This is a genomic window from Streptomyces sp. NBC_01013, from assembly GCF_045162765.1.
Lineage (GTDB): Bacteria > Actinomycetota > Actinomycetes > Streptomycetales > Streptomycetaceae > Streptomyces.
The window spans coordinates 6,731,772-6,751,435 of the sequence record NZ_CP108687.1; the positions used below are offsets into that span (position 1 = coordinate 6,731,772).

The window sequence follows — 19,664 nt, forward strand, 5'->3', positions numbered from 1 at the left end:
CAGCCACGGAGGACCACGGCTACGGCCGGTACGGCTCAGCCCTTGGGGAACGTCAGCTTCAGGGGCCCGCAGCCGATGCGTTCGGCCTCCGCAGCGGCGTAGTCCGGCAGCAGATCACGGGCGAGCGTGAAGTCCCCGTCGCCCGTCCCGCGCAGCTGCTCCACCACGAAGACCACCGGACCGGTCTGGCAGACCGCCCGGAACACCGCCCGGTTCCCGCCCGTCCTTCCGTATCCCGTGGTGCCCTTGACGGGCGCACCGGAGCGGAGCACGTCCCAGGAGTAGATCTCGGTCAGCGCCGGGTCCACCACCGTCGTCAGTCGCAGCGAGGCCTCCCGGAACGAGCTGCCCGCCTCGCAGACCCGGGCGGGGCCGCCCTCGCCACCGACACGGGTCTGCCGCAGCTCCTTGCGGTACGCCGCGGGAAGGGCGAAGCCCTTGATACCGCAGAAGGCGTTCGCCTCGGCGTCCTGCCAGGTCACCGGGGCAGGCAGCTGGTGCGGTGCCCGGTAACGCCCGGAGCAGTCGAAGGACCGGATGACCCCGTTGGCCGCCTCGACCAGAGCGTCGGCCAGAGCGGCGCGGTCCTCCCGTTCGTACTCCGACGAGATGTCCTGGTCCGCCCGGCCCATGCCGATGTCCACGACGGTCGGCCCGCTGAACTCGCTGCGTCCCGTGCAACTCTGCGGCAGCGCGAGCCAGCCGCGCGAACCGGACGTCATGCCGGGCAGCCCGTTGCCGAGCGGGACCATGCCGGCCGCGAGGAACTCCTGCGGCCATCGCTGTCCGTCGGTGCCCCTGAGGCCGTCCAGCCGGTGCACCTTCAGGGTCACCTGCCGGCGCGCCCGGTCGTCCCGGTAACTGGTGATGCGGCACTGGCCGAACGACAGCCCGTCGCCCTGCGGATCGGTCCGCAGGGTCTGCTCCTCGACCTCGGTCCTGCGGTCGCCGAACAACTCCGACATGGTGGAGTCACCGAGCGAGTCCCAGCAGGGCGCGGGCCCGAACAACGGGAGCGTGTCCGTATGCCAGGCCACCGCTCCGGCCCCCACGAGTGCCCCGGCCAGCGCTGCCGCGGTCACGGCCCGGGTCGTACGGCTGCGCAGCAGGCGCCGGATGAGGGAGGGCCTGGCCGCTTCGGGAGCGGGGCCGCGGGGGTGGGCGCTCTCGGCGACCGTGCCGCCGGCGACGGCGGCTTCCGGTCCGGCCCCGGTCCGGGTGTTCACCACGGACTCGTCCTCACTCACGCGCCCTCACCGCCCGTGCATCCGATGCGCTTGCCGACCGACTCGGCGAAACGGTCGAACACCCGCCGGTCGTCGGGACGGCCGCGGCCCTTGAGGCCGGTGTCGACGTGTCCGTAGAACACCGTCGGCCGTCCGGCGCAGTCGGTACGCAGCAGCCCCTGGGCGGACCCTTCCGGGAGACCGTCGAACAGCGCGACCATGCGCGGTCGGCGGGCCATCACGTACTGCGCGGACGGCTCGTCGGGCATCCGCAGCGTCTTCCACACCACGGAACACGTCTGCAGTCCCGCGGTGACCGTGCCCACCTGCTGCTCGTAACGCGAACCCTCGCCGAAGTCGAAGGTCATCCCCGGGATCCGGCACAGCGGTGACTGTGCCCTTTCCCCGTCCTCGGCCACGGTCACCACCGGAGAGGTCGTCCGCAGCGGCCGGCCGGGTGCGCACCCCGCCTTCTCCATCGTGGTGCCCGCGGCGTCGAGCAGCATCCGGCCGACCTCCTCGACACTGCCGATCGTGAACGGCACGGCCACCTTGCCCAGATGACCGTCGCCCGTGCTCTCGCTCCGGATCGTCACGACGGACGGCCTGCCGCCCTCCGCGTCGCACGCCTCGGGCAGCACCAGCATGGCCCTGTCTGCGGCGACCAGACCGTCGAGCCCGTCGGGCAGGGGAGAGGCCGCGCCGTTGAAGTACTGGGCTATCCAGGCCCGGCGCTCCTTGGCTCCGGCGGGGACGGGGCCGTACTCCAGGGTGATCCGCTCCTCGAATGTGAGCGGCTCGTCCGAGTCGTCGTCCTCGACCTCCGAGGTCACGGCCAGTGAGCAGGAGGCGTGGGCCCGGCCGGCCGAGGGCGGGGCGGATTCGGTGGCCTTCCGCTCGGACCCGGACTTGCCGAGGGCTTCGTCACCGAGGAAGGAGGGGCCGCTGTTCTGCTCCCAGGCACCCCAGCAGTAGTTGTCCCGGAAGGGCCAACTGTCCGTCGCCCACAAGACGGTGCCGGACACGAGCACCGCGCCGGCCACCACCCCGGCGAGGACCGTGGTCCGCCGCCTGCCGCCGCTGCCCATGCCATTCCCCCTTGCGCACCATGAAGATCACAGCGAAACGCCGATGCTACGTCGTCACCAGCCGTGGCCGGCCGGGGGGTTGAGGAGCGGAACCAGGGGAAGGTGCGCACAACTTCCCCTGATGAAAGGATTCAACGCGCGAGTGGCCGGGGTAGAAAGCGCTTGCGCGATGTACGGGACCGCCCGTACCGCACCCGCATCCCCGAAGGAGCCCCGCCGTGCCCCCTGCGCGCAGAACCGCCCCGGCCCTCCTGGTCGCCCTGGCGGCCGTAACCGCCTTCGCCGCGCCCGCTCACGCCCGAGCGGCGCCGGCGGGCGTGACCCACGGCGCGCCCGCCCCCGCCGGCTGCACCGGAACGGCCCCCGTGGTCTGTCACTTCGACGTGGGCCCCGGCACCTACCGCGTCACCGCGCGCATCGGCGGCGCCGTCGAAGGGCGCACCACGGTCACCGCAGAGACGCGGCGCACCATGCTCGGTGAGACGCCGACCGCCGCCGGGCAGCAGGTGATCCGTACCTTCACGGTCAACGTGCGCGAGCCCGAGGGCGAGCCCACCGGGGCGACCGGCAGCCCCGGTCTCGACCTCACCTTCGCCGGCCCTGCCCCGGCCCTCGCAGGCCTGCGGGTGGCGCCGGCGACGCGGATCCCGCAGCTCTTCCTGATCGGCGACTCGACGGTCTGCGACCAGCTCGGCAGCCCGTACACCGGGTGGGGGCAGGAGCTTCCGCAGTATCTCCGAGCGGGCGTATCCGTGACCAACTACGCGGACTCCGGCGAGAGTTCGCAGACCTACCTCGATCAGCCCCAACTCTTTGCCACCGTCCGCCCACTGATCCGCCGGGGCGACACCGTGCTCATCCAGCTCGCCCACAACGACAAGCAGACGACCGAGGCGGACTACCGCGCCAACCTCACCACGATGATCGGGGCGATCCGTGCCGAGGGCGGACGGCCCGTGCTGGTCACCCCGATCGTCCGCCGCTGGTTCAACGCCGACGGCACACTGGACAACGGCACCGCGCTCCTGGTCAACGGCCTCGGTGTCGACCTGCCCGCGCAGATCCGCCTCCTCGCCGCCCGGCACGACGTGCCGCTCGTCGACCTGACGGCCCTCACCCGGCATCGGGTCGAGGAGCTGGGCCCGGACGGCTCCAAGGCGCTCTACCTCACCGACGAGAAGCGCGACAACACGCACACCTCCGAGCGTGGCGCCACGGAGTACGCCGGCATGGTCCGCGACGCGCTGCGCGACCAGCACCTGCTGCCGGGGCGCCTGTTCCGTTGACCCACACCCCGCCCTGCCCCGGACGGAGCCGGGGCAGGGCGGGGAATCAGCCCAACTCCGAGAAGACGAACGAGAACTCCGCCGGCGCCGCGTTCAGCCGGTGCTCCGGCAGCACGCCCGGCCCGCAGGACTGCGAGCCGATGCCCTGCACCGCGTGGTCCAGGTTGACCCAGACGTGGTCCCCGGCCACCAGATCCGGCACGTGCTCCGCCGCGTCCAGCTGTTCACTCGTCCAGCGCCGCGCGGTGAACCAGAACGGCGTGCCACCCTCCGCCCGCAGCCCCGCCCCGCCGGTGTCCGTCAGCTCCACCCAGCGGACGTCCACCCGGGCGCCGTTCTCCTGCGGCCTGACGTAGGGGGTCTGGAGCGCGTCCACCTCCCTCTGCCACTGCCCGAGCATCGCGGCGGCCCGGGTGTCCGGGTACGCCTCACCCGGCCCGCCGCCGTACCACCGCGCACCGCCGTATCCGGCGGGCAGCCCGAACCGGATGCCGAGCCGGGGCAGCGGCACCCGCCAGTCGCCCTCCGGCACCACGGACACCGTCAGCCCGATCCGGTCCCCGGCGGCCGTCCACCGGTACGTGGTCCGCAGCCCCACGTCCCAGCCCGCCGGGGCCACCCGGGTCCGCACGGTCAGCGCGTCCCCGTCCGTCTCGACCGCGTCGACGCGGTGCCGCATCCGGTGCAGCCCCCACTCCCGCCAGCGCAGCCCGTACCGCTCGTCCGGCTGCCACGGAGCCCCGTTGTCGTTGTCGGTGGGCGCACGCCACACGTCCAGCCGCAGCCCCTCCAGCGGAACCTCCCCGATCCGCACCGGAGCCCCGGTCGCCGCGTCGAAGACGCCCGGTCCGAGCGTGATCACGCCGTCCGACCGCACAGGCCGCTCACCGGCCGCCGGCGGCGGGGTGGCGGGCGCACCCGTCTCCACCTGGCCCCAGGCCACCACGTGCCCGCGCTCGCCCCACGCGGTGTCCTCGGCGAGCACCGCCCGTACCGTCCACAGACCGTCGCCCGCGGTGTCCGGAGTCACCTCGGCCGATGCGCCGGGCGCGAGCTCCGGCACGGCCAGGGTGCCCGAAGCCACGACGGTTCCGTCCACCTCCCGCGACCAGACGAAATCGAGGTGTTCCAGCCCGGCGAAGTCGTATCCGTTGGTGACCGAGAACGCACCGGCCACGGCGCCCGGGCCGATCCGCACCGGCTCGATGACCTTCTTGTACTCGACGAGTCCCGGGGAGGGAGTGCGGTCCGGGAAGAGGAGGCCGTCGCAGACGAAGTTGCCGTCGTGCAGCTCCTCGCCGAAGTCCCCGCCGTAGGCGAATCCGTACTCGGGATGGGTGAAGCCGTGGTCGATCCACTCCCAGACGAAACCGCCCTGGCACCGCTCGTACCGCTCGAAGAGCCGCTGGTACTCGCTCAGGCCGCCCGGCCCGTTGCCCATGGCGTGCCCGTACTCGCACATGACGAACGGCATCGCGCGGCGCCGGGCGTCGAGCTCCGCGTCGGTCAGCGGGTCCTCCGCCCGCTTGCCGATGAGTTCGACCTCGGCGTGCGTGGGATACATCCGTGAGTACAGGTCGACGTCCTTGCACGAGAGGTCCCCCTCGTAGTGCAGCAGCCGCTCCGGATCCCGCCCCCTGATCCACTCGGCCATCGCGGTCAGGCCGCGGCCCGAGCCGCACTCGTTGCCCAGCGACCAGATGATCACCGAGGCGTGGTTCTTGTCGCGCTCGACCATGCGGGCCGCCCGGTCGAGCAGTGCGGGGGTCCACCGCTCGTCGTCGACCGGGTTGCCCCGCCAATCCAGGTCGACGAAGCCGTGTGTCTCCAGATCGCACTCGTCGATCACCCACAGCCCGAGCTCGTCGCACAGGTCGAGGAACGCGGGGTGCGGCGGATAGTGGCTGGTCCGCACGGCGTTGATGTTGTGCCGCTTCATCAGCACCAGGTCGCGCCGCATCGTCCCCGCGTCGACAGCCCGGCCCGTCTCCGGGTGGAACTCGTGCCGGTTCACCCCGCGGAACAGCAGCCGCCGGCCGTTGACCTTGATGACGCCGTCCTCCACGGCGACCGTGCGGAAGCCGATCCGCAGGGGCGTCCGCTCGCCGTCCGTGACCAGCTCGGCGTCGTACAGCCGGGGTGTCTCGGCGGTCCACGGCTCGACCGGCAGCGTCACGGACTCGCCCGCGGCGACGTCGACACCCAGCTCGGGCACCAGGACCCGGCCCTGAGCGCCCTCGCACTCCACCCGCAGCGTTCCGGAGCCCTCGTGGTGGTCGTAGCCCGCATGCACGAAGAAGTCCCGGGCGGCGCCCCGCGGGCGGTGCAGCAGGGTGACCTCGCGGAAGATGCCCGGCAGCCACCACTGGTCCTGATCCTCCAGGTAGCTCCCCGACGACCAGGCGTGCACGCGTACGGCGAGGACGTTCTCGCCGGGGTTCAGCAAGTCACCCACGGCGAACTCGTGCGGCAGCCGGGACCCCTTGAACTCGCCCAGCTCCCGCCCGTTGAGCCAGACCCGGGCGCAGGACTCCACCCCTTCGAACCGGAGCACGAACGCGCCGTCCTGCGGCCGGTCCGCAGAAAGAGTGAACGTCCGCAGATGGTCGCCCGTCGGGTTCTCGGAGGGCACCCGCGGCGGATCGACGGGGAAGGGATAGACGACGTTCGTGTACGCGGGAGCGCCACCGGCCCCCTGGAGCACCCAGTGACCGGGCACCGAGACCGTCCCCCATGCCGAGGCGTCGAACCCCGGCCGGGCGAACGACTCGTCCTGGGTGCCGGCCCCGGGCGAGAGCCGGAACGCCCACTCGCCGTTCAGGGACATCCGCCAGGCATCGGACGTCGCGAACCAGGACCGCGGTGCGAGTCCGCCCGAACCCGGGCTCGGGTCCTCGTACCAGGGCAGCGTGTCGGTGTCGGTGCGGCTCATGGTTCTCCTCGCTCGGAATCACCCTTCTGGGAGGCGACGTTAGCCAGGAATGAACCGTTTCAACAAGGGGTCGTGGAGGGTGGGGCACCCGGCGGGGCCGGTGATCGGGTCGAGGGGGTGCCGGTGCGTTCCGGCGCGTGAGCCGGTGCCCGTCGGGTTCCGTGCAACGCAAAGTGCCGGTCAGGATCTCTCCTGACCGGCACTCTGCTCTGTGTCCGAGGGGGGACTTGAACCCCCACGCCCGATAAAGGGCACTAGCACCTCAAGCTAGCGCGTCTGCCATTCCGCCACCCGGACTAGGTGTCTGTCTCGCGGGCCCGGCCCGTTCCGACGTGGAAAACCATAGCAAACATTGGGAGGTGCTCGATCACCCCCGGTCGGCGTGACGGGCGTGTGACGGGAGGCGGGCGGCCTTGGGTACGTGGGCCGGGCGCGGGAGGATGAGGGGGAGCACCACAGCGACAGTGGAGGAACCAGCGTGAGTGAGACCAAAGCGGGCAGGACCGGCTCGGGTGTGAGCGCCGAGAGCGAGGTCGTCGACCTCTGTCGTGACCTGATCCGGATCGACACCAGCAACTACGGGGACCACTCGGGACCGGGCGAGCGGGCCGCCGCCGAGTACGTTGCGGAGAAGCTCGCGGAGGTCGGGCTGGAACCGCAGATCTTCGAGTCCCACAAGGGCCGCGCCTCCACGGTGGCGCGGATCGAGGGCGAGGACCCGTCCAAGCCGGCGCTGCTGATCCACGGGCACACCGACGTCGTTCCGGCCAACGCGCACGACTGGACGCACCACCCCTTCTCGGGGGAGATCGCGGACGGCTGCGTGTGGGGCCGGGGCGCGGTCGACATGAAGGACATGGACGCGATGACCCTGGCGGTCGTGCGCGAGCGCATGCGCAGCGGCCGCAAGCCCCCGCGCGACATCGTGCTCGCCTTCCTCGCGGACGAGGAGGCGGGCGGTACGTACGGGGCCCGGTATCTCGTCGACAAGCACCCGGACCTGTTCGAGGGCGTCACCGAGGCCATCGGGGAGGTCGGCGGCTTCTCCTTCACGGTCAACGAGAACCTGCGGCTCTACCTCGTGGAGACCGCGCAGAAGGGCATGCACTGGATGCGGCTGACCGTGGACGGCACGGCCGGCCACGGTTCGATGACCAATGACGACAACGCGATCACCGAGCTGTGCGAGGCCGTCGGGCGGCTCGGGCGGCACAACTGGCCGGTGCGGGTGACCAAGACCGTGCGCTCCTTCCTGGACGAGCTGTCCGACGCGCTCGGCACTCCGCTCGACCCGGAGGACATGGACGCCACACTGGCCAAGCTGGGCGGGATCGCCAAGATGGTCGGCGCGACCCTGCGCAACTCCGCGGCCCCCACCATGCTCGGTGCGGGCTACAAGGTGAACGTGATCCCGGGGCAGGCGACCGCGCACGTCGACGGCCGCTTCCTGCCGGGGTACGAGCAGGAGTTCCTGGCCGACCTCGACAGGATCCTCGGCCCGAGGGTCAAGCGTGAGGACGTGCACGGCGACAAGGCGCTGGAGACCGACTTCGACGGCTCGCTCGTGGACGCGATGCAGATCGCGCTCAAGGCCGAGGACCCGATCGCGCGAGCGGTCCCGTACATGCTCTCCGGTGGTACGGACGCCAAGTCCTTCGATGATCTGGGCATTCGCTGCTTCGGATTCGCCCCGCTCAAGCTTCCGCCGGAACTCGATTTCGCGGGCATGTTCCACGGTGTGGACGAGCGCGTCCCGGTCGAGGGGCTGAAGTTCGGTGCGCGGGTTCTCGACCGTTTCATCGACCACAGCTGACGCCTCGCTCTCGTAATCGCCAGCCTGTACGTATCTAACCGGAACGAGTGAAAGGGGTGGATCGCTCGTAGCCCCATTACTTCTTCCTCGTTACAGGTGGTGCGGTCCGCGGCTGGGACCGCATTTGCCAACTAGGAGGAATAATGATCAAGAAGATCGTCGCCGCTGCGGCTGTCACCGGTGGTCTGGTGCTCGCGGGTGCCGGCATGGCCGTCGCCGACTCGGGCGCCCAGGGTGCCGCCATCGGCAGCCCCGGCGTGCTCTCGGGCAACGTCGTTCAGGTTCCCGTCCACGTTCCCGTGAACGTGTGCGGCAACACGATCTCCGTGATCGGGCTGCTGAACCCGGCCTTCGGCAACACCTGCGTCAACGCCTGACGTTGTGCGTCAACCCGTAAGGGTTTGAGCCCGCTCGGCCCCGGAACGCACTCCATGTGCTCCGGGGCCGTCGGGTCCTTTGCCCCCGCACGGTCAAGTCCGGGGGTATTCCGGAAGGTAGAAGGCAGGAATCAACCTATGCGACAGGTCACGCGTAAAGGCCTGATCACCATGGCGGCTGCGGGCGGCGTGCTCGCGCTCAGTGGCGGTTACGCGCACGCCGACGCGGGAGCGGCCGGCGGCGCATCGAATTCCCCGGGGGTGCTTTCTGGGAATTCGGTACAGATCCCCGTCGAGGTGCCGGTCAACGTCTGCGGCAACTCCGTGAACGTCGTGGGACTGCTCAACCCGGCGATGGGCAACGCCTGCGGGAACGGCTCGCACGGTGCGGCCGCGGGCCATCACGGTTCGACCGCCGGGTCCTCGGGCAGCCACGCCTCGGACAATGGGCGGGCTTCGGACGACCGCGGTCAGGGGATGCGGGCGGGCACCGGGAAGCACCGGGCCGCCGGCAGCGACAACGGGGGCGGGGCGACCGCGGAGGGGGTCGCGAAGGGGTCGCCGGGCCTGCTCTCGGGCAACCAGATCCAGGTGCCCATCGACATTCCCGTGAACGCCTGTGGGAACAGCGTCACCATCGGTGGCCTGCTGAACCCCACCTCCGGCAACACGTGCGAGAACGACAGCACGCCGCCGGTCGTCCCGGAGACTCCCGTCACCCACGTGACACCGCCGACGCCCGGGCCGCGCACCATCCCGAACGCGCCCGAGCCGCAGACCCTGCCGGCGAGCACGCCGCAGCTCGCGCACACCGGGGCGGGCGGGCTCGACCTGCTCATCCCGGCGAGCGCGGGACTGCTGCTGGCCGGTGCCGGCACGGTGCTTTACCGCCGCGCCAAGGCCGCCGCCTGACGGCAGCAGGCAGCACGGCGAAGGGAACGGGCCCCGCGACAGCGGGGCCCGTTCCGTTTCACCAGGTGGCCCGTAGCTGGCGGATGATCCGCCGCCGCAGCCGCACCCGGCGGCTGCCGTCCAGGCGCAGCGTCAGTCGGTCCAACTCCCAGTGCCCGTACTCGGCATGGTCGGTCAACAGGCGGGCCGTCTCCTTCCGGGACACCCCGCGCGGCACGTACACGTCGACAAATTCGTATTCCGGCATCGCATCTATTGTGCGGGCAGAGCCCGTGTACGGATAGCGTCTGCCCTATGTCTGATGCTGCGCAGCCCACCGCTGCCGAGGTACGCGCCGCCGCCGATGCGGTGAAAGCCGCGATCGACCACCACCTCGCGGCGGTCGAACGCCGGTCCGGGGACGACGACCCCGCTGTCTACGACGCGTTCAACGCACTGGCCGCTGCGGCGGAGGTCTACGACGAACTCCTCTACGACCGCCATGACGAGGTCACCCCCTTCGAGATCCCGGGGGTGGAGGACTCCCTGCCGCCGTACAGCGGCCCGGAGGAGCCGAACGCGCTCAGTGTGCTGATCCGCCGCGACTACGCCGTGGTGGAGCCACAGCGGCTGCTCGCTCAGGCCCAGCGCCTCGCCGATGTGGATCCCGAGGACCGCGGCGGCGAGAGTGCGGCCGTGGTCGGCAGCAGTGTCCATGCGGCGCTGGGGGTGATCTTCGGGGAGTACGAGGCGGACGAGATCGCCTCCCGGCACACCGAGTTCGGTCTGGAGGAGGGCGATTCCACGCTCTGGGTCGCGGCCGCGGACGAGCTGCCGGAGCCGGGGGAGTGGCTCGGCGCCCCGTTCGACGACGCGGACCCGCAACTGGTGGTCTGCCGCTTCGACGTCAGTGCCGTCTTCGACGAGGACGGCCTGGACGAGGAACTGCACGGTCTGACGCGGGACCGGACCTGACCCCGGCGGCTCGCCGACCCTGACGGTGTCGTACCGAGGGGCCGGGCAGACGCGCGACGCGGCTGCCCGGAACCTCGGGCGTCAGCCGTCGGACGCCTCCAGCAGCGCGCGCAGCCGGGTCGTGCGCTCCTGGGCTGGGGACTGGGCCACGGCACGGGGCAGCGCCTGGTCGACGCCGTGCACCACGGACAGATGCTGCTCTCCCCGGCTGAACGCGGTGTAGACCCAGGGGCGGCTCAGCCCCTGAGCCGCGTCACCCGGCAGGACGACGACGACCGCGGGCCAGCGCATCCCCGCCGCCTGGTGCGCACTCAGCGCCCAGGCGTGCCGGACGGAGGCGGCCACCCGCTCCTGCGGTACGACGACGGGGCTCCCCGCACAGTCCAGGTGCAGGCCCTCGGCATCGGCCGAGACGACCGTGCCGGGCACGGTCCTGCCCGGTGCGGGGACGTGCGCCACCCTGTCCCCGGGATCGAAACCGCCGAAGCGGCCGGGGCCCGGGTTGAGCCGCTGCTTGAGCGCGTCGTTCAACGCCCGGGTGCCCGCCGAGCCGCCGTGCCCGACGGTGATGACCTGGGTGTCCGAGGACGGCACCCCGATGGCGCGCGGTACGGAGTCGGCGACCAGCTGCACCGTGCGGTGCACGGCCTCGCCCGCGTCCCGCACGGGGACGATCACGACCTCCTTGCCCGGCGCCTCCACCTGGTTCAGCTCCCCGATGCCGATGCCGGACACCAGCTCACCGATCGGCCCCGGGTCCGGGGTGCGGGAGACGACCTGCGGGCAGGCGTGGGCGGCCAGCACATCGGCGAACACCCGTCCCGCACCGGCCGACCCCAGTACGCCCGGGTCGCCGCTGAGCACCAGACGGGTGCCGTCGGCGAGGGACTCCACCAGCATCGCGCCGGTCTCGACGTCCAGCTGCGGGGCGTCCAGCACGACGAGCAGGTCGAGGGCGAGCGCCCCCTCCTCGTCCCGCCCGGGGCCCTCCGCGCCCGAGAGCAGCCCGGCGAGCGTGACAGCCGGCACTGGGTCGTCGCCCGGGGTGCCCAGGACACGGGCCAGCCGCAGCCGGCCGTCCATGCTGTGGGTGGCGCCCACGGCCCGCAGACCGAGGGCGCCGGCGGCGGCGATCAGTGCGGCGGGTTCGGCCCGTGCCGCCTCGCCGCCCGTGTGCGCGACGAGGCCGTGGGCCGCGGCCGCGCGGATCAGTTCGGCTGCCGAGGGGGAGGGGGCCGCAGCGGCGGCGTCCGACCAGTCGGCGTCCTTCTCGCAGGCGTTGACCAGCCGGGCGAGCCCGTCGGCGAGGCTCTCCTCCGCCAGCGCGTACCGGTCGAGGCCGAGGAGGACCTGCACCGGCTCCTGATCGGCCGCCGGCTCCGCGTCTTCGTCGCCCGCCTCGCCGGATTCCGCGTCGGTCTCCTCGTCCGCCGGACCGTCCTGGAACACCAGGACGACGCCTTCGGCGATGGCGTGCTGCACCGCGGCGTCCGGGTCGGCCACGGCCCGCCCGGCGAGCGCGGTGCGTACCTGGTCCGCATCCAGCGCGGTGTGGCCCTGCAGCGCGGCACGCTCCAGCAGCCAGCCCACCAGGGCCGCGGTGCGCCGCTCGTCGTCGGGTCCGCATCCGGCGCCCAGCAGTGCCCGGGCGAAGCCGTCGGCCTGCTCCGGGCCGACGCCAGGAACGGACAGCAGCTGCCAGGGGTCCTCCCGCAGGGCCTGAGCCGCCTGCGCGCCCAGGGTGGCCGTCGCAGGGCCTGCCAGAGCCTCCGGAACCCCTCCCTCGGTCAGCACGGCCGCCGCGGCCGCCACGGCCTCCGGCGACGCGCCCTGGGGCGTGTGGACGGGCTCGGGAGCCCGCTCGCGCACCGCGGCCGGGGCGGGGACGCTCCGGCGGGCGGGGGAGGGGGCCGGGGAGTCGAAGAACGTGGCGCTGGGCTTCTCACCGCTCTCCACCGCCCGCACGGCGGCCAGCAGATCGGCCGCGGGGCCGCTCAGCTTCGCACCTGCGGCGATGGGGCCCTCCTTCTCGGCCTTCCGCTTCTCGATCCGTTCCCGAAGCTCGCGCTGGGCTGCCAGCTCCGCCTCCGCTTCGGAGGGGGCTGCGGAAGCGGCGGCCTCGCCCCCGGCGCTTCCGTCCGCGCCCGCGACGGCGTCCTGCGAGGCGGCCGCAGAGGTGTCAGGACCATCCACCGTGCCCGCGTCGGAGGTTGCGGCCGTCGCCTCGCCGGAGGCGGACCCCGCGTCCGGGGTTTCTCCCGTGCCCGCGTCGGAGGCCGTGCCCTCGTCGGCGGCTTCCGCTGCGGCCCCCTCGGCGGGCGAGGGCGCGGTGGCGGGCCCGTCCGCGGCGACGTCGTCGTCGTCGGTGGCCGAGGGGCCGGGGGATTCCCCCCGGGGAAGCGCAGTCACAGCGTGCTCCAGTCCTGATCGGGATAGCGGTGCACGGGCGCCGACACATCGTCGAGCGCCTGGCAGATCTCGTCAGGAAGACTAAGCGCCTCCACTGACAATGCCTCGGTGAGCTGCTGCGCGTTGCGCGCGCCGACGATCGGGGCCACCACTCCCGGCCGGTCCCGCACCCAGGCCAGCGCCACCTGCAGCGCCGTGGTGGACAGTCCCTCGGCGGCCGTCGCCACGGCGTGGACGATGCGGCTCGCCGGGTCGTCGAGATATGGCTCGACGAAGGGGGCCAGCAGCTCGGAGGCGCCGCGCGAGTCCGCCGGGGTGCCCGTGCGGTACTTCCCGGTGAGCACGCCCCGGCCCAGGGGCGAGGACGGCAGCAGCCCCACCCCGAGGTCGAGCGCGGCCGGCAGCACTTCGCGTTCCACGCCCCGTTGCAGCAGCGAGTACTCCATCTGCGTACTGGCCAGCCGGGTCCGCACCCCGGGGGAGGCGAGCTGCCAGGTCGCGGCCTTGGCCAGCTGCCAGCCGCAGAAGTTGGAGACCCCCGCATACCGGGCGCGTCCGCTGGAGACCGCGATGTCCAGCGCCTGGAGCGTCTCGTCCAGCGGGGTCATGGGGTCGAAGGCGTGCACCTGCCACAGATCCACGTAGTCCGTACCGAGCCGTGCCAGCGAGGCGTCCAGGGCGGCCAGCAGATGCCCGCGGGAGCCGTTGAACCTGCGGTACGGGTCGGCCACGCTGCCGGCCTTGGTCGCGATGACCAGATCGTGCCGCGGCACCAGGCCCCCCACGAGCTGCCCGAGCAGATACTCGGCCTCCCCGCCGCCGTACACGTCCGCCGTGTCGACCAGGGTGCCGCCCACCTCCCAGAAGGCCTTCAGCTGCTCGGCAGCGTCGTGCTCGTCGGTGTCCCGGCCCCAGGTGAGGGTGCCGAGCCCGATCCGGGACACTCGAAGGCCGGTGCGGCCGAGATGCCTCTGCTCCATGGGCGCTGAGATTACTGGCCGGAGCTCCACACGTCGCAGGCCTGTGGACAACCGGGGCCCGGGTGGCCCCTGCCGCATCGCCTTCGCGCGCGCTAGAGTCCGGAACACAGGGACGTTACTGATCAGTAAGGGGAGCGGCTATGCGGCTCGGCATCAATCTCGGTTACTGGGGTGCGGGAATGGACGGCGACAACCTCGCCGTCGCGCAGGAGGCCGACCGGCTCGGCTACGACGTCTGCTGGGCGGCCGAGGCGTACGGCTCCGACGTGCCGACCGTGCTGTCCTGGGTCGCCGCACAGACGGAGTCCATCGACGTCGGTTCCGCGATCATGCAGATCCCGGCCCGGCAGCCCGCCATGACGGCCATGACCGCGGCCACCCTGGACTCCCTCTCCGGCGGCCGCTTCCGCCTCGGCCTCGGAGTGTCCGGACCGCAGGTCTCCGAGGGCTGGTACGGCGTCAAGTTCGACAAGCCGCTGGCCCGCACCCGGGAGTACGTCGAGATCGTCCGCAAGGCGATGGCCCGGGAGCGGCTCTCGTACGAGGGGCAGCACTGGACGCTCCCGCTGCCCGGTGGTCCGGGCAAGCCGATCAAGCTGACCGTGCACCCCGAACGTGAGCACATCCCGCTCTACATCGCCGCGATCGGACCCAAGAACCTGGAGCAGACCGGCGAGATCGCCGACGGCGCCCTGCTCATCTTCCCGTCCGCGGACCACCTCGAGGACACCGCGATGACGTATCTGCGGGCGGGGCGCGAGAAGGCCGGAAAGACGATGGACGGCTTCGACGTCTGCCCGACGCTGCCTCTCGCCGTGGGCGACGACATCAAGGGCCTGGCCGACATGTTCCGGCCGTACACGGCGCTGTACGTCGGCGGAATGGGCAGTGCCAAGCAGAACTTCTACAACCAGCTCGCCCAGCGCATGGGGTACGAGAAGGAAGCGGCCGAGATCCAGGAGAAGTACCTGTCGGGCGACAAGGCCGGTGCGTCCGCCGCCGTACCGCATCAGCTGATCGACCAGACCACGCTCCTGGGGTCGGTGGAGCGGATCGCCGACCGGATGCAGGCCTACGCGGCGGCGGGCGTCACGACCCTGACCCTGGCCCCCGCGGGCTTCACGCTCGACGAGCGGATCGCCGCTCTGCGGGCCGGCACGGACGCGCTGGAGCGGTCCGGGCTCGCCTAGGCGTACTGATCAGGACCCCCGCGCTGACAAGGCTCGTGATCAACATGGATCAGGGCGGGCTCCGGGAGCCCGGCCTGATCCGTGGGAGGCCCCAGTTCTCCTGGTCTCTCTGGGCAGTACTACGGCCGTGGTGGGGGCTCGGGGGTCCTCCCCGCCACGGCCGTCATGGGGAACAACGCCGGCGGGGCAGCCGGGTTACGGGTGGTGAGGAAACGGTTCGCCGGGGCGGGGCCGCCGAGGGGCGGGTCCCCCGTTCGGCCCAGTGGGAGATCGCTCCTGTTGCCCGGCGGGGCCGGGCGCACTTGACTGTCGCTCGGCGGATGCCGGCACGGAGGTGGCAGTGATGCTCTCGGCAAAGAACCTGTTCCAGGAGATTCTCGACGACGACGAGTCGTTCCGGCTGTTCTGCTCCATCGCGGCGAGCGGGGAATCCCAGGGAGGCTGGGAGAACGGCCGCATCGCGGCCCTCGTGCCCGCGAGCCAGCGCGCTCTCGCGCCGAAGATCGCCCGGCACGGTGCCGACGAGGACAAGCACGGCCGGATCTTCAACGCCCTGCTGCGCAAGCGCGGGCTGACGGCCGTCCCGGTCCCGGACGAGACCGACTACACGATGCTGCTGGAGAAGCACGGCATCGGGCTCGCCCACGAGCAGCTGGGGCGCGAGGAGCGGCTCACCGAGCGCGACATCATCACGTACCTCGCCCACAGCCGCGTGACCGAACAGCGTGCGTCCGAACAGATGCAGCTGCTGCGGAAGTACTTCGCCGACCACCCCGACCTGGGCCGCGCGGTCAGGATGATCTCGAACGACGAGGACAACCACCTCGCGTACTGCCACGAGGAGCTTCTCCGCTTCGCCGCGGCCGGGCACGGCCGGACGATCCAGCACATCCTGCGCGAGTGCGCCCTCGCCGAGATCCGCGTGTACCGCGACGTCAGTCTGGCGGTGATGGACCACATGGGCCGCGTCCTGGGCTGGTCCCGGGCGAAGGCCGCGCTGCTGGCGGCGGGGATCCACGCCGTCCACGCGTACGAGCGGCTGTACGGCTGGCGGCGCATGGTCAGCCTGGCGCCGCCCGAGCGGCGGGACGCGCTGGGTGGGCCGGCCGTACCGGCACCCGAGTTCGCCTGACGGGGACGGCCCCGCCCCCGGCCGGTCAGAGCCAGCCGCGGCGCTTGAACTGGCGGTACAGACCGACGACCGCGCCCGCCATCAGCAGCAGGACCGCCGGATACGCCCAGATCCACCGCAGCTCCGGCATGTGCTCGAAGTTCATGCCGTAGATCCCCGCGACCATGGTCGGCACGGCGGCCATCGCCGCCCAGGCCGAGATCTTGCGCATGTCGTCGTTCTGCCGCACCCCCATCTGCGCGAGATGCGCCGACAGGATGTCGGACAGCAGCCGGTCCAGCCCCTCCACCTGCTCGTTGGCGCGCGTCAGGTGGTCCTGGACGTCCCGGAAGAACGGCTGCGAGTGCTCGTGGACGAACGGCACCCCCGCGCTCGCCAGCCGGGCCATCGGCGCGGCCAGGGGAACCGTCGCCCGGCGGAATTCCAGCACCTGCCGCTTGAAGGTGTAGATGCGGGCCGCCGTGTTCTTGGAGTCGCCCGTTCCGGTCGGGGCGAAGACCTGTGTCTCCAGCTCCTCCAGGTCGACCTGGAGCTCACCCGCGACATCGATGTAGTGGTCCACGATCGCGTCGCTGATCGCGTACAGGACCGCCGTGGGCCCGTGCTTGAGCACATCGGCCTCGGCCTCCAGACGACGGCGGACCGCGGCCAGCGGCGCCCCCTCACCGTGCCGGACCGTCACCACGAACGAGTCGCCTATGAACACCATCAGTTCGTCCGCGCTGACCGTGTCGCTCTCGTGCTCGTACACGATCGGTTTGATCACCGCGAACAGTGAGTCGTCGTACACCTCCAGCTTCGGCCGCTGGTGCGCCGCCAGAGCGTCCTCCACCGCCAGCGGATGCAGGCCGAACTCGCTGCTGACCAGCTCGAACTCCTTCTCCGTGGGCTCGTGCAGGCCAATCCACAAGAACGCGTCGCCGCTGGCCCGCGCCTCGTCCAGGGCGTCGGAGAAGTCGGAGGGGCCGTCGGTGCGGCGTCCGTCCCGGTAGATGGCGCAGTCCACAATCACGGCGCGCATTCTGCCCTGCTCGGGTCCCCGACGCACGTTTTGCGGGGGGCGCGGCCTACGCTGGCCGGTATGCCGACCCTGATCCTCGTCCGTCACGGACGCTCCACCGCCAACACGTCCGGGGTGCTCGCCGGCCGCACCCCCGGTGTCGCGCTCGACGAACGCGGCACCGAGCAGGCCGCCGCACTCCCCGGACGGCTGGTCGCCCTTCCCCTCGTCGCCGCCGTCAGCAGCCCTCTGCAACGCTGCCGCGAGACGCTCGCGCCGCTGCTGGACGCCCGGCCCGAGCTGCCGCTGCACACCGAGGAGCGGATCAGCGAGTGCGACTACGGGGACTGGTCGGGGCGCAAGCTCGCGGAGCTCACAGAGGATCCGCTGATGGCGGTCGTGCAGCAGCACCCGTCCGCCGCCGCGTTCCCGGGCGGCGAGTCGATGCGGGCCATGCAGGCACGCGCCGTCGACGCCGTACGGGACTGGAACGCGAGGATCGAGGCGGAGCACGGCGAGAACGCCGTCTACCTGATGTGTTCCCACGGGGACATCATCAAGTCCCTCGTCGCCGACGCCCTCGGCATGCATCTGGACCTCTTCCAGCGCGTACACGCCGACCCGTGCTCCGTCACCGCGATCCGCTACACCAGGCTGCGCCCCTTCCTGCTGCGGCTCGGCGACACGGGCGACCTGGCCTCGCTGACCCCCCGGGAGCCGGGGCCGGACGCGAGTGCCGGGACGGGGGCGGCCGCCGCCGGCGAAGGGGACGCGGCGGTCGGGGGCGGCGCTGGGGCGCCGTGATCGCTTCGCGCAGTAGGGTGGACGCGCCGTAGGCCCCTCAGGGCGTGGACTCTCCCGAGCCCCGGCCGACCCTCATATGCCGTCAATTTTCAAGGGAGACAGGACGTGTCCCGTCAGGTGTTCCTCTACGACCCCCCGGACCGTTTCGTGGCCGGTACGGTCGGGCTGCCTGGACGTCGTACGTTCTTCCTGCAGGCATCCTCAGGCGGACGTGTCACCAGCGTGGCCCTGGAGAAGACCCAAGTCGCCGCGCTCGCCGAGCGGGTCGACGAACTGCTGGACGAAGTGGTGCGGCGCACCGGCGGGAACTCCCCGGTGCCCGCCGTGGCCCCGATGGACGTGACCGACACCGCTCCGCTCGACATCCCCGTCGAGGAGGAGTTCCGGGTCGGCACCATGGCCCTGGCCTGGGACGGCGAGGAACAGCGCATGATCGTCGAGGCGCAGGCGCTGGTCGAACTGGACGCGGACTCCGTCGAGGACCTCGCCGAGGCCGAGGAGCGGCTGCTCCAGGACGAGGAGAACGGCCCGCCGATGCTCCGGGTCCGGCTCAGCGGAGCGCAGGCCAGGGCGTTCGCCAAGCGCGCCCTGGACGTCGTGAACGCCGGCCGCCCCCCGTGCCCCCTGTGCAGCCTGCCGCTCGATCCGGAAGGACACGTATGCCCGCGCCAGAACGGATACCGCCGCGGAGCATGACCGAGGACGGGCTGATCACCCTGCTCGGCAAGGGGCGGCTCACGGTCCTCGGACAGGTCCGCGGGGCATCCAACGCGGTGCTCTACTGCTCGGTCGCGTACGAGGGTGAGCAGGCGCACTGCGTCTACAAGCCGGTAGCGGGCGAGCAGCCCCTGTGGGACTTCCCCGACGGCACCCTCGCCCAGCGCGAGGTGGCCGCCTACGAGGTCTCCGAGGTGACGGGGTGGGGCCTGGTGCCCCCGACCGTGCTGCGGGACGGGCCGTACGGCCAGGGCATGTGCCAGCTCTGGATCGAGGCCGCGCCGCAGGACGAGGACGCCCCCGGCCTGCTCGCGCTCGTCGAGGACGAGGAGCCGGGCGACGGCTGGAAGCCCGTGGCCCTCGCCGAGGTGGGGGAGGGGAAGACGGCCCTGCTGGTGCACGCGGACGATCCACGGCTGCGCCGGCTCGCGGTCCTCGACGCCGTGATCAACAACGGCGACCGCAAGGGTGGCCATCTGCTGCCCTCGCCCGACGGCCGCCTGTACGGCATCGACCACGGTGTGACCTTCAACGCGGACGACAAGCTGCGCACCCTTCTGTGGGGCTGGGCCGGGGAGCCGCTGACGGCGGAGGCCGTCGGGGTGCTGGACCGCCTGGCCGCGGAACTGGAGCCGGGGGCCGCTCTGGTCACCCGGCTGGGGGAACTGATCACCGGCGCCGAGATCGACGCCCTGCGGGCCAGGGTGGCGGCCCTGCGGGACACGGGGCTGCACCGTGAGCCGAGCGGCGAGTGGCCCGCCATCCCGTGGCCACCGGTGTGATCCAGCCGCTGTGACCGCCGTGGGGCCCCGGAGCCGGCGGGGAATGCATCTTCCGGGCTGGG

Annotated in this window: 17 protein-coding genes and 1 tRNA gene; 10 read left to right on the forward strand and 8 right to left on the reverse strand. The window is 72.0% G+C overall.

What is annotated here, in order from left to right; translation table 11 throughout:
• Positions 1-35: 35 nt before the first annotated feature.
• Both OG538_RS29340 and OG538_RS29345 read right to left on the reverse strand, forming a co-directional pair.
• On the reverse strand, positions 36-1,247 hold the full coding sequence (locus OG538_RS29340; protein ID WP_406098461.1) for a hypothetical protein: 1,212 nt from the start codon (positions 1,245-1,247) through the stop codon (positions 36-38).
• A complete protein-coding gene (locus OG538_RS29345) occupies positions 1,244-2,314 on the reverse strand; it encodes a hypothetical protein (RefSeq protein ID WP_406098462.1) in 1,071 nt (356 codons plus the stop codon). Before OG538_RS29345 ends, OG538_RS29340 begins: the two co-directional genes overlap by 4 nt.
• Positions 2,315-2,532: 218 nt before the next feature.
• On the opposite strand from OG538_RS29345, the gene OG538_RS29350 reads away from it, so the two are divergent.
• On the forward strand, positions 2,533-3,600 hold the full coding sequence (locus OG538_RS29350; RefSeq protein WP_406098463.1) for a rhamnogalacturonan acetylesterase: 1,068 nt from the start codon (positions 2,533-2,535) through the stop codon (positions 3,598-3,600).
• Positions 3,601-3,646: 46 nt separating this feature from the next.
• On the opposite strand, the gene OG538_RS29355 is transcribed toward OG538_RS29350, so the two are convergent.
• Together OG538_RS29355 and OG538_RS29360 are read right to left on the reverse strand one after the other, a co-directional pair.
• Positions 3,647-6,532 (reverse strand): glycoside hydrolase family 2 TIM barrel-domain containing protein, encoded by a 2,886-nt coding sequence (locus OG538_RS29355; RefSeq protein ID WP_406098464.1) that lies wholly within the window; start codon positions 6,530-6,532, stop codon positions 3,647-3,649.
• Between the two features lie 212 nt (positions 6,533-6,744).
• Positions 6,745-6,829 (reverse strand) — tRNA-Leu (locus OG538_RS29360).
• Between the two features lie 181 nt (positions 6,830-7,010).
• Here OG538_RS29360 and OG538_RS29365 point away from each other — a divergent pair.
• From OG538_RS29365 to OG538_RS29375, 3 genes are all read left to right on the forward strand, one after another.
• Positions 7,011-8,345, forward strand: coding sequence for a M20/M25/M40 family metallo-hydrolase (locus tag OG538_RS29365; protein WP_406098465.1), 1,335 nt, complete (start codon positions 7,011-7,013; stop codon positions 8,343-8,345).
• Between the two features lie 143 nt (positions 8,346-8,488).
• Positions 8,489-8,722 (forward strand): chaplin ChpH, encoded by a 234-nt coding sequence (gene chpH / locus OG538_RS29370; RefSeq protein ID WP_123528131.1) that lies wholly within the window; start codon positions 8,489-8,491, stop codon positions 8,720-8,722.
• 138 nt (positions 8,723-8,860) lie between these two features.
• Positions 8,861-9,634, forward strand: coding sequence for a chaplin (locus OG538_RS29375; protein ID WP_406098466.1), 774 nt, complete (start codon positions 8,861-8,863; stop codon positions 9,632-9,634).
• Between the two features lie 58 nt (positions 9,635-9,692).
• On the opposite strand, the gene OG538_RS29380 is transcribed toward OG538_RS29375, so the two are convergent.
• Complete coding sequence (locus OG538_RS29380; RefSeq protein ID WP_136328229.1) at positions 9,693-9,881, reverse strand: DUF5703 family protein; 189 nt, start codon at positions 9,879-9,881, stop codon at positions 9,693-9,695.
• Positions 9,882-9,928: 47 nt separating this feature from the next.
• Here OG538_RS29380 and OG538_RS29385 point away from each other — a divergent pair, with 47 nt between their 5' ends.
• Positions 9,929-10,588, forward strand: coding sequence for a hypothetical protein (locus OG538_RS29385; RefSeq protein WP_406098467.1), 660 nt, complete (start codon positions 9,929-9,931; stop codon positions 10,586-10,588).
• 81 nt (positions 10,589-10,669) lie between these two features.
• Here the strand turns inward: OG538_RS29385 and OG538_RS29390 are convergent, their stop codons facing one another.
• On the reverse strand, positions 10,670-12,997 hold the full coding sequence (locus OG538_RS29390; RefSeq protein WP_406098468.1) for a helix-hairpin-helix domain-containing protein: 2,328 nt from the start codon (positions 12,995-12,997) through the stop codon (positions 10,670-10,672).
• Positions 12,994-13,977 carry an aldo/keto reductase gene (locus OG538_RS29395; protein WP_406098469.1) on the reverse strand — a complete coding sequence of 328 codons (984 nt, stop codon included), beginning with the start codon at positions 13,975-13,977 and terminating at the stop codon, positions 12,994-12,996. The genes OG538_RS29390 and OG538_RS29395 overlap by 4 nt, the downstream gene beginning before the upstream one ends.
• Positions 13,978-14,117: 140 nt before the next feature.
• On the opposite strand from OG538_RS29395, the gene OG538_RS29400 reads away from it, so the two are divergent.
• Together OG538_RS29400 and OG538_RS29405 are read left to right on the forward strand one after the other, a co-directional pair.
• Positions 14,118-15,167 (forward strand): LLM class F420-dependent oxidoreductase, encoded by a 1,050-nt coding sequence (locus tag OG538_RS29400; RefSeq protein WP_406098470.1) that lies wholly within the window; start codon positions 14,118-14,120, stop codon positions 15,165-15,167.
• Positions 15,168-15,510: 343 nt separating this feature from the next.
• Positions 15,511-16,299: a ferritin-like domain-containing protein gene (locus tag OG538_RS29405; RefSeq protein ID WP_406098471.1), complete on the forward strand. Its 789-nt coding sequence runs from the start codon at positions 15,511-15,513 to the stop codon at positions 16,297-16,299.
• A gap of 25 nt (positions 16,300-16,324) precedes the next feature.
• Here the strand turns inward: OG538_RS29405 and corA are convergent, their stop codons facing one another.
• Complete coding sequence (gene corA, locus OG538_RS29410; protein ID WP_406098472.1) at positions 16,325-17,320, reverse strand: magnesium/cobalt transporter CorA; 996 nt, start codon at positions 17,318-17,320, stop codon at positions 16,325-16,327.
• Positions 17,321-17,380: 60 nt separating this feature from the next.
• Between corA and OG538_RS29415 the strand changes: the two genes are divergently transcribed.
• The 3 genes from OG538_RS29415 to OG538_RS29425 all read left to right on the forward strand — a co-directional run bounded on the left by OG538_RS29415 (position 17,381) and on the right by OG538_RS29425 (position 19,602).
• Positions 17,381-18,103, forward strand: coding sequence for a histidine phosphatase family protein (locus OG538_RS29415; protein WP_406098473.1), 723 nt, complete (start codon positions 17,381-17,383; stop codon positions 18,101-18,103).
• A 105-nt stretch (positions 18,104-18,208) separates the two neighbouring features.
• On the forward strand, positions 18,209-18,799 hold the full coding sequence (locus OG538_RS29420; protein ID WP_311313320.1) for a DUF3090 domain-containing protein: 591 nt from the start codon (positions 18,209-18,211) through the stop codon (positions 18,797-18,799).
• Positions 18,763-19,602, forward strand: coding sequence for an SCO1664 family protein (locus tag OG538_RS29425; RefSeq protein WP_406098474.1), 840 nt, complete (start codon positions 18,763-18,765; stop codon positions 19,600-19,602). Before OG538_RS29420 ends, OG538_RS29425 begins: the two co-directional genes overlap by 37 nt.
• Positions 19,603-19,664: the final 62 nt, after the last annotated feature.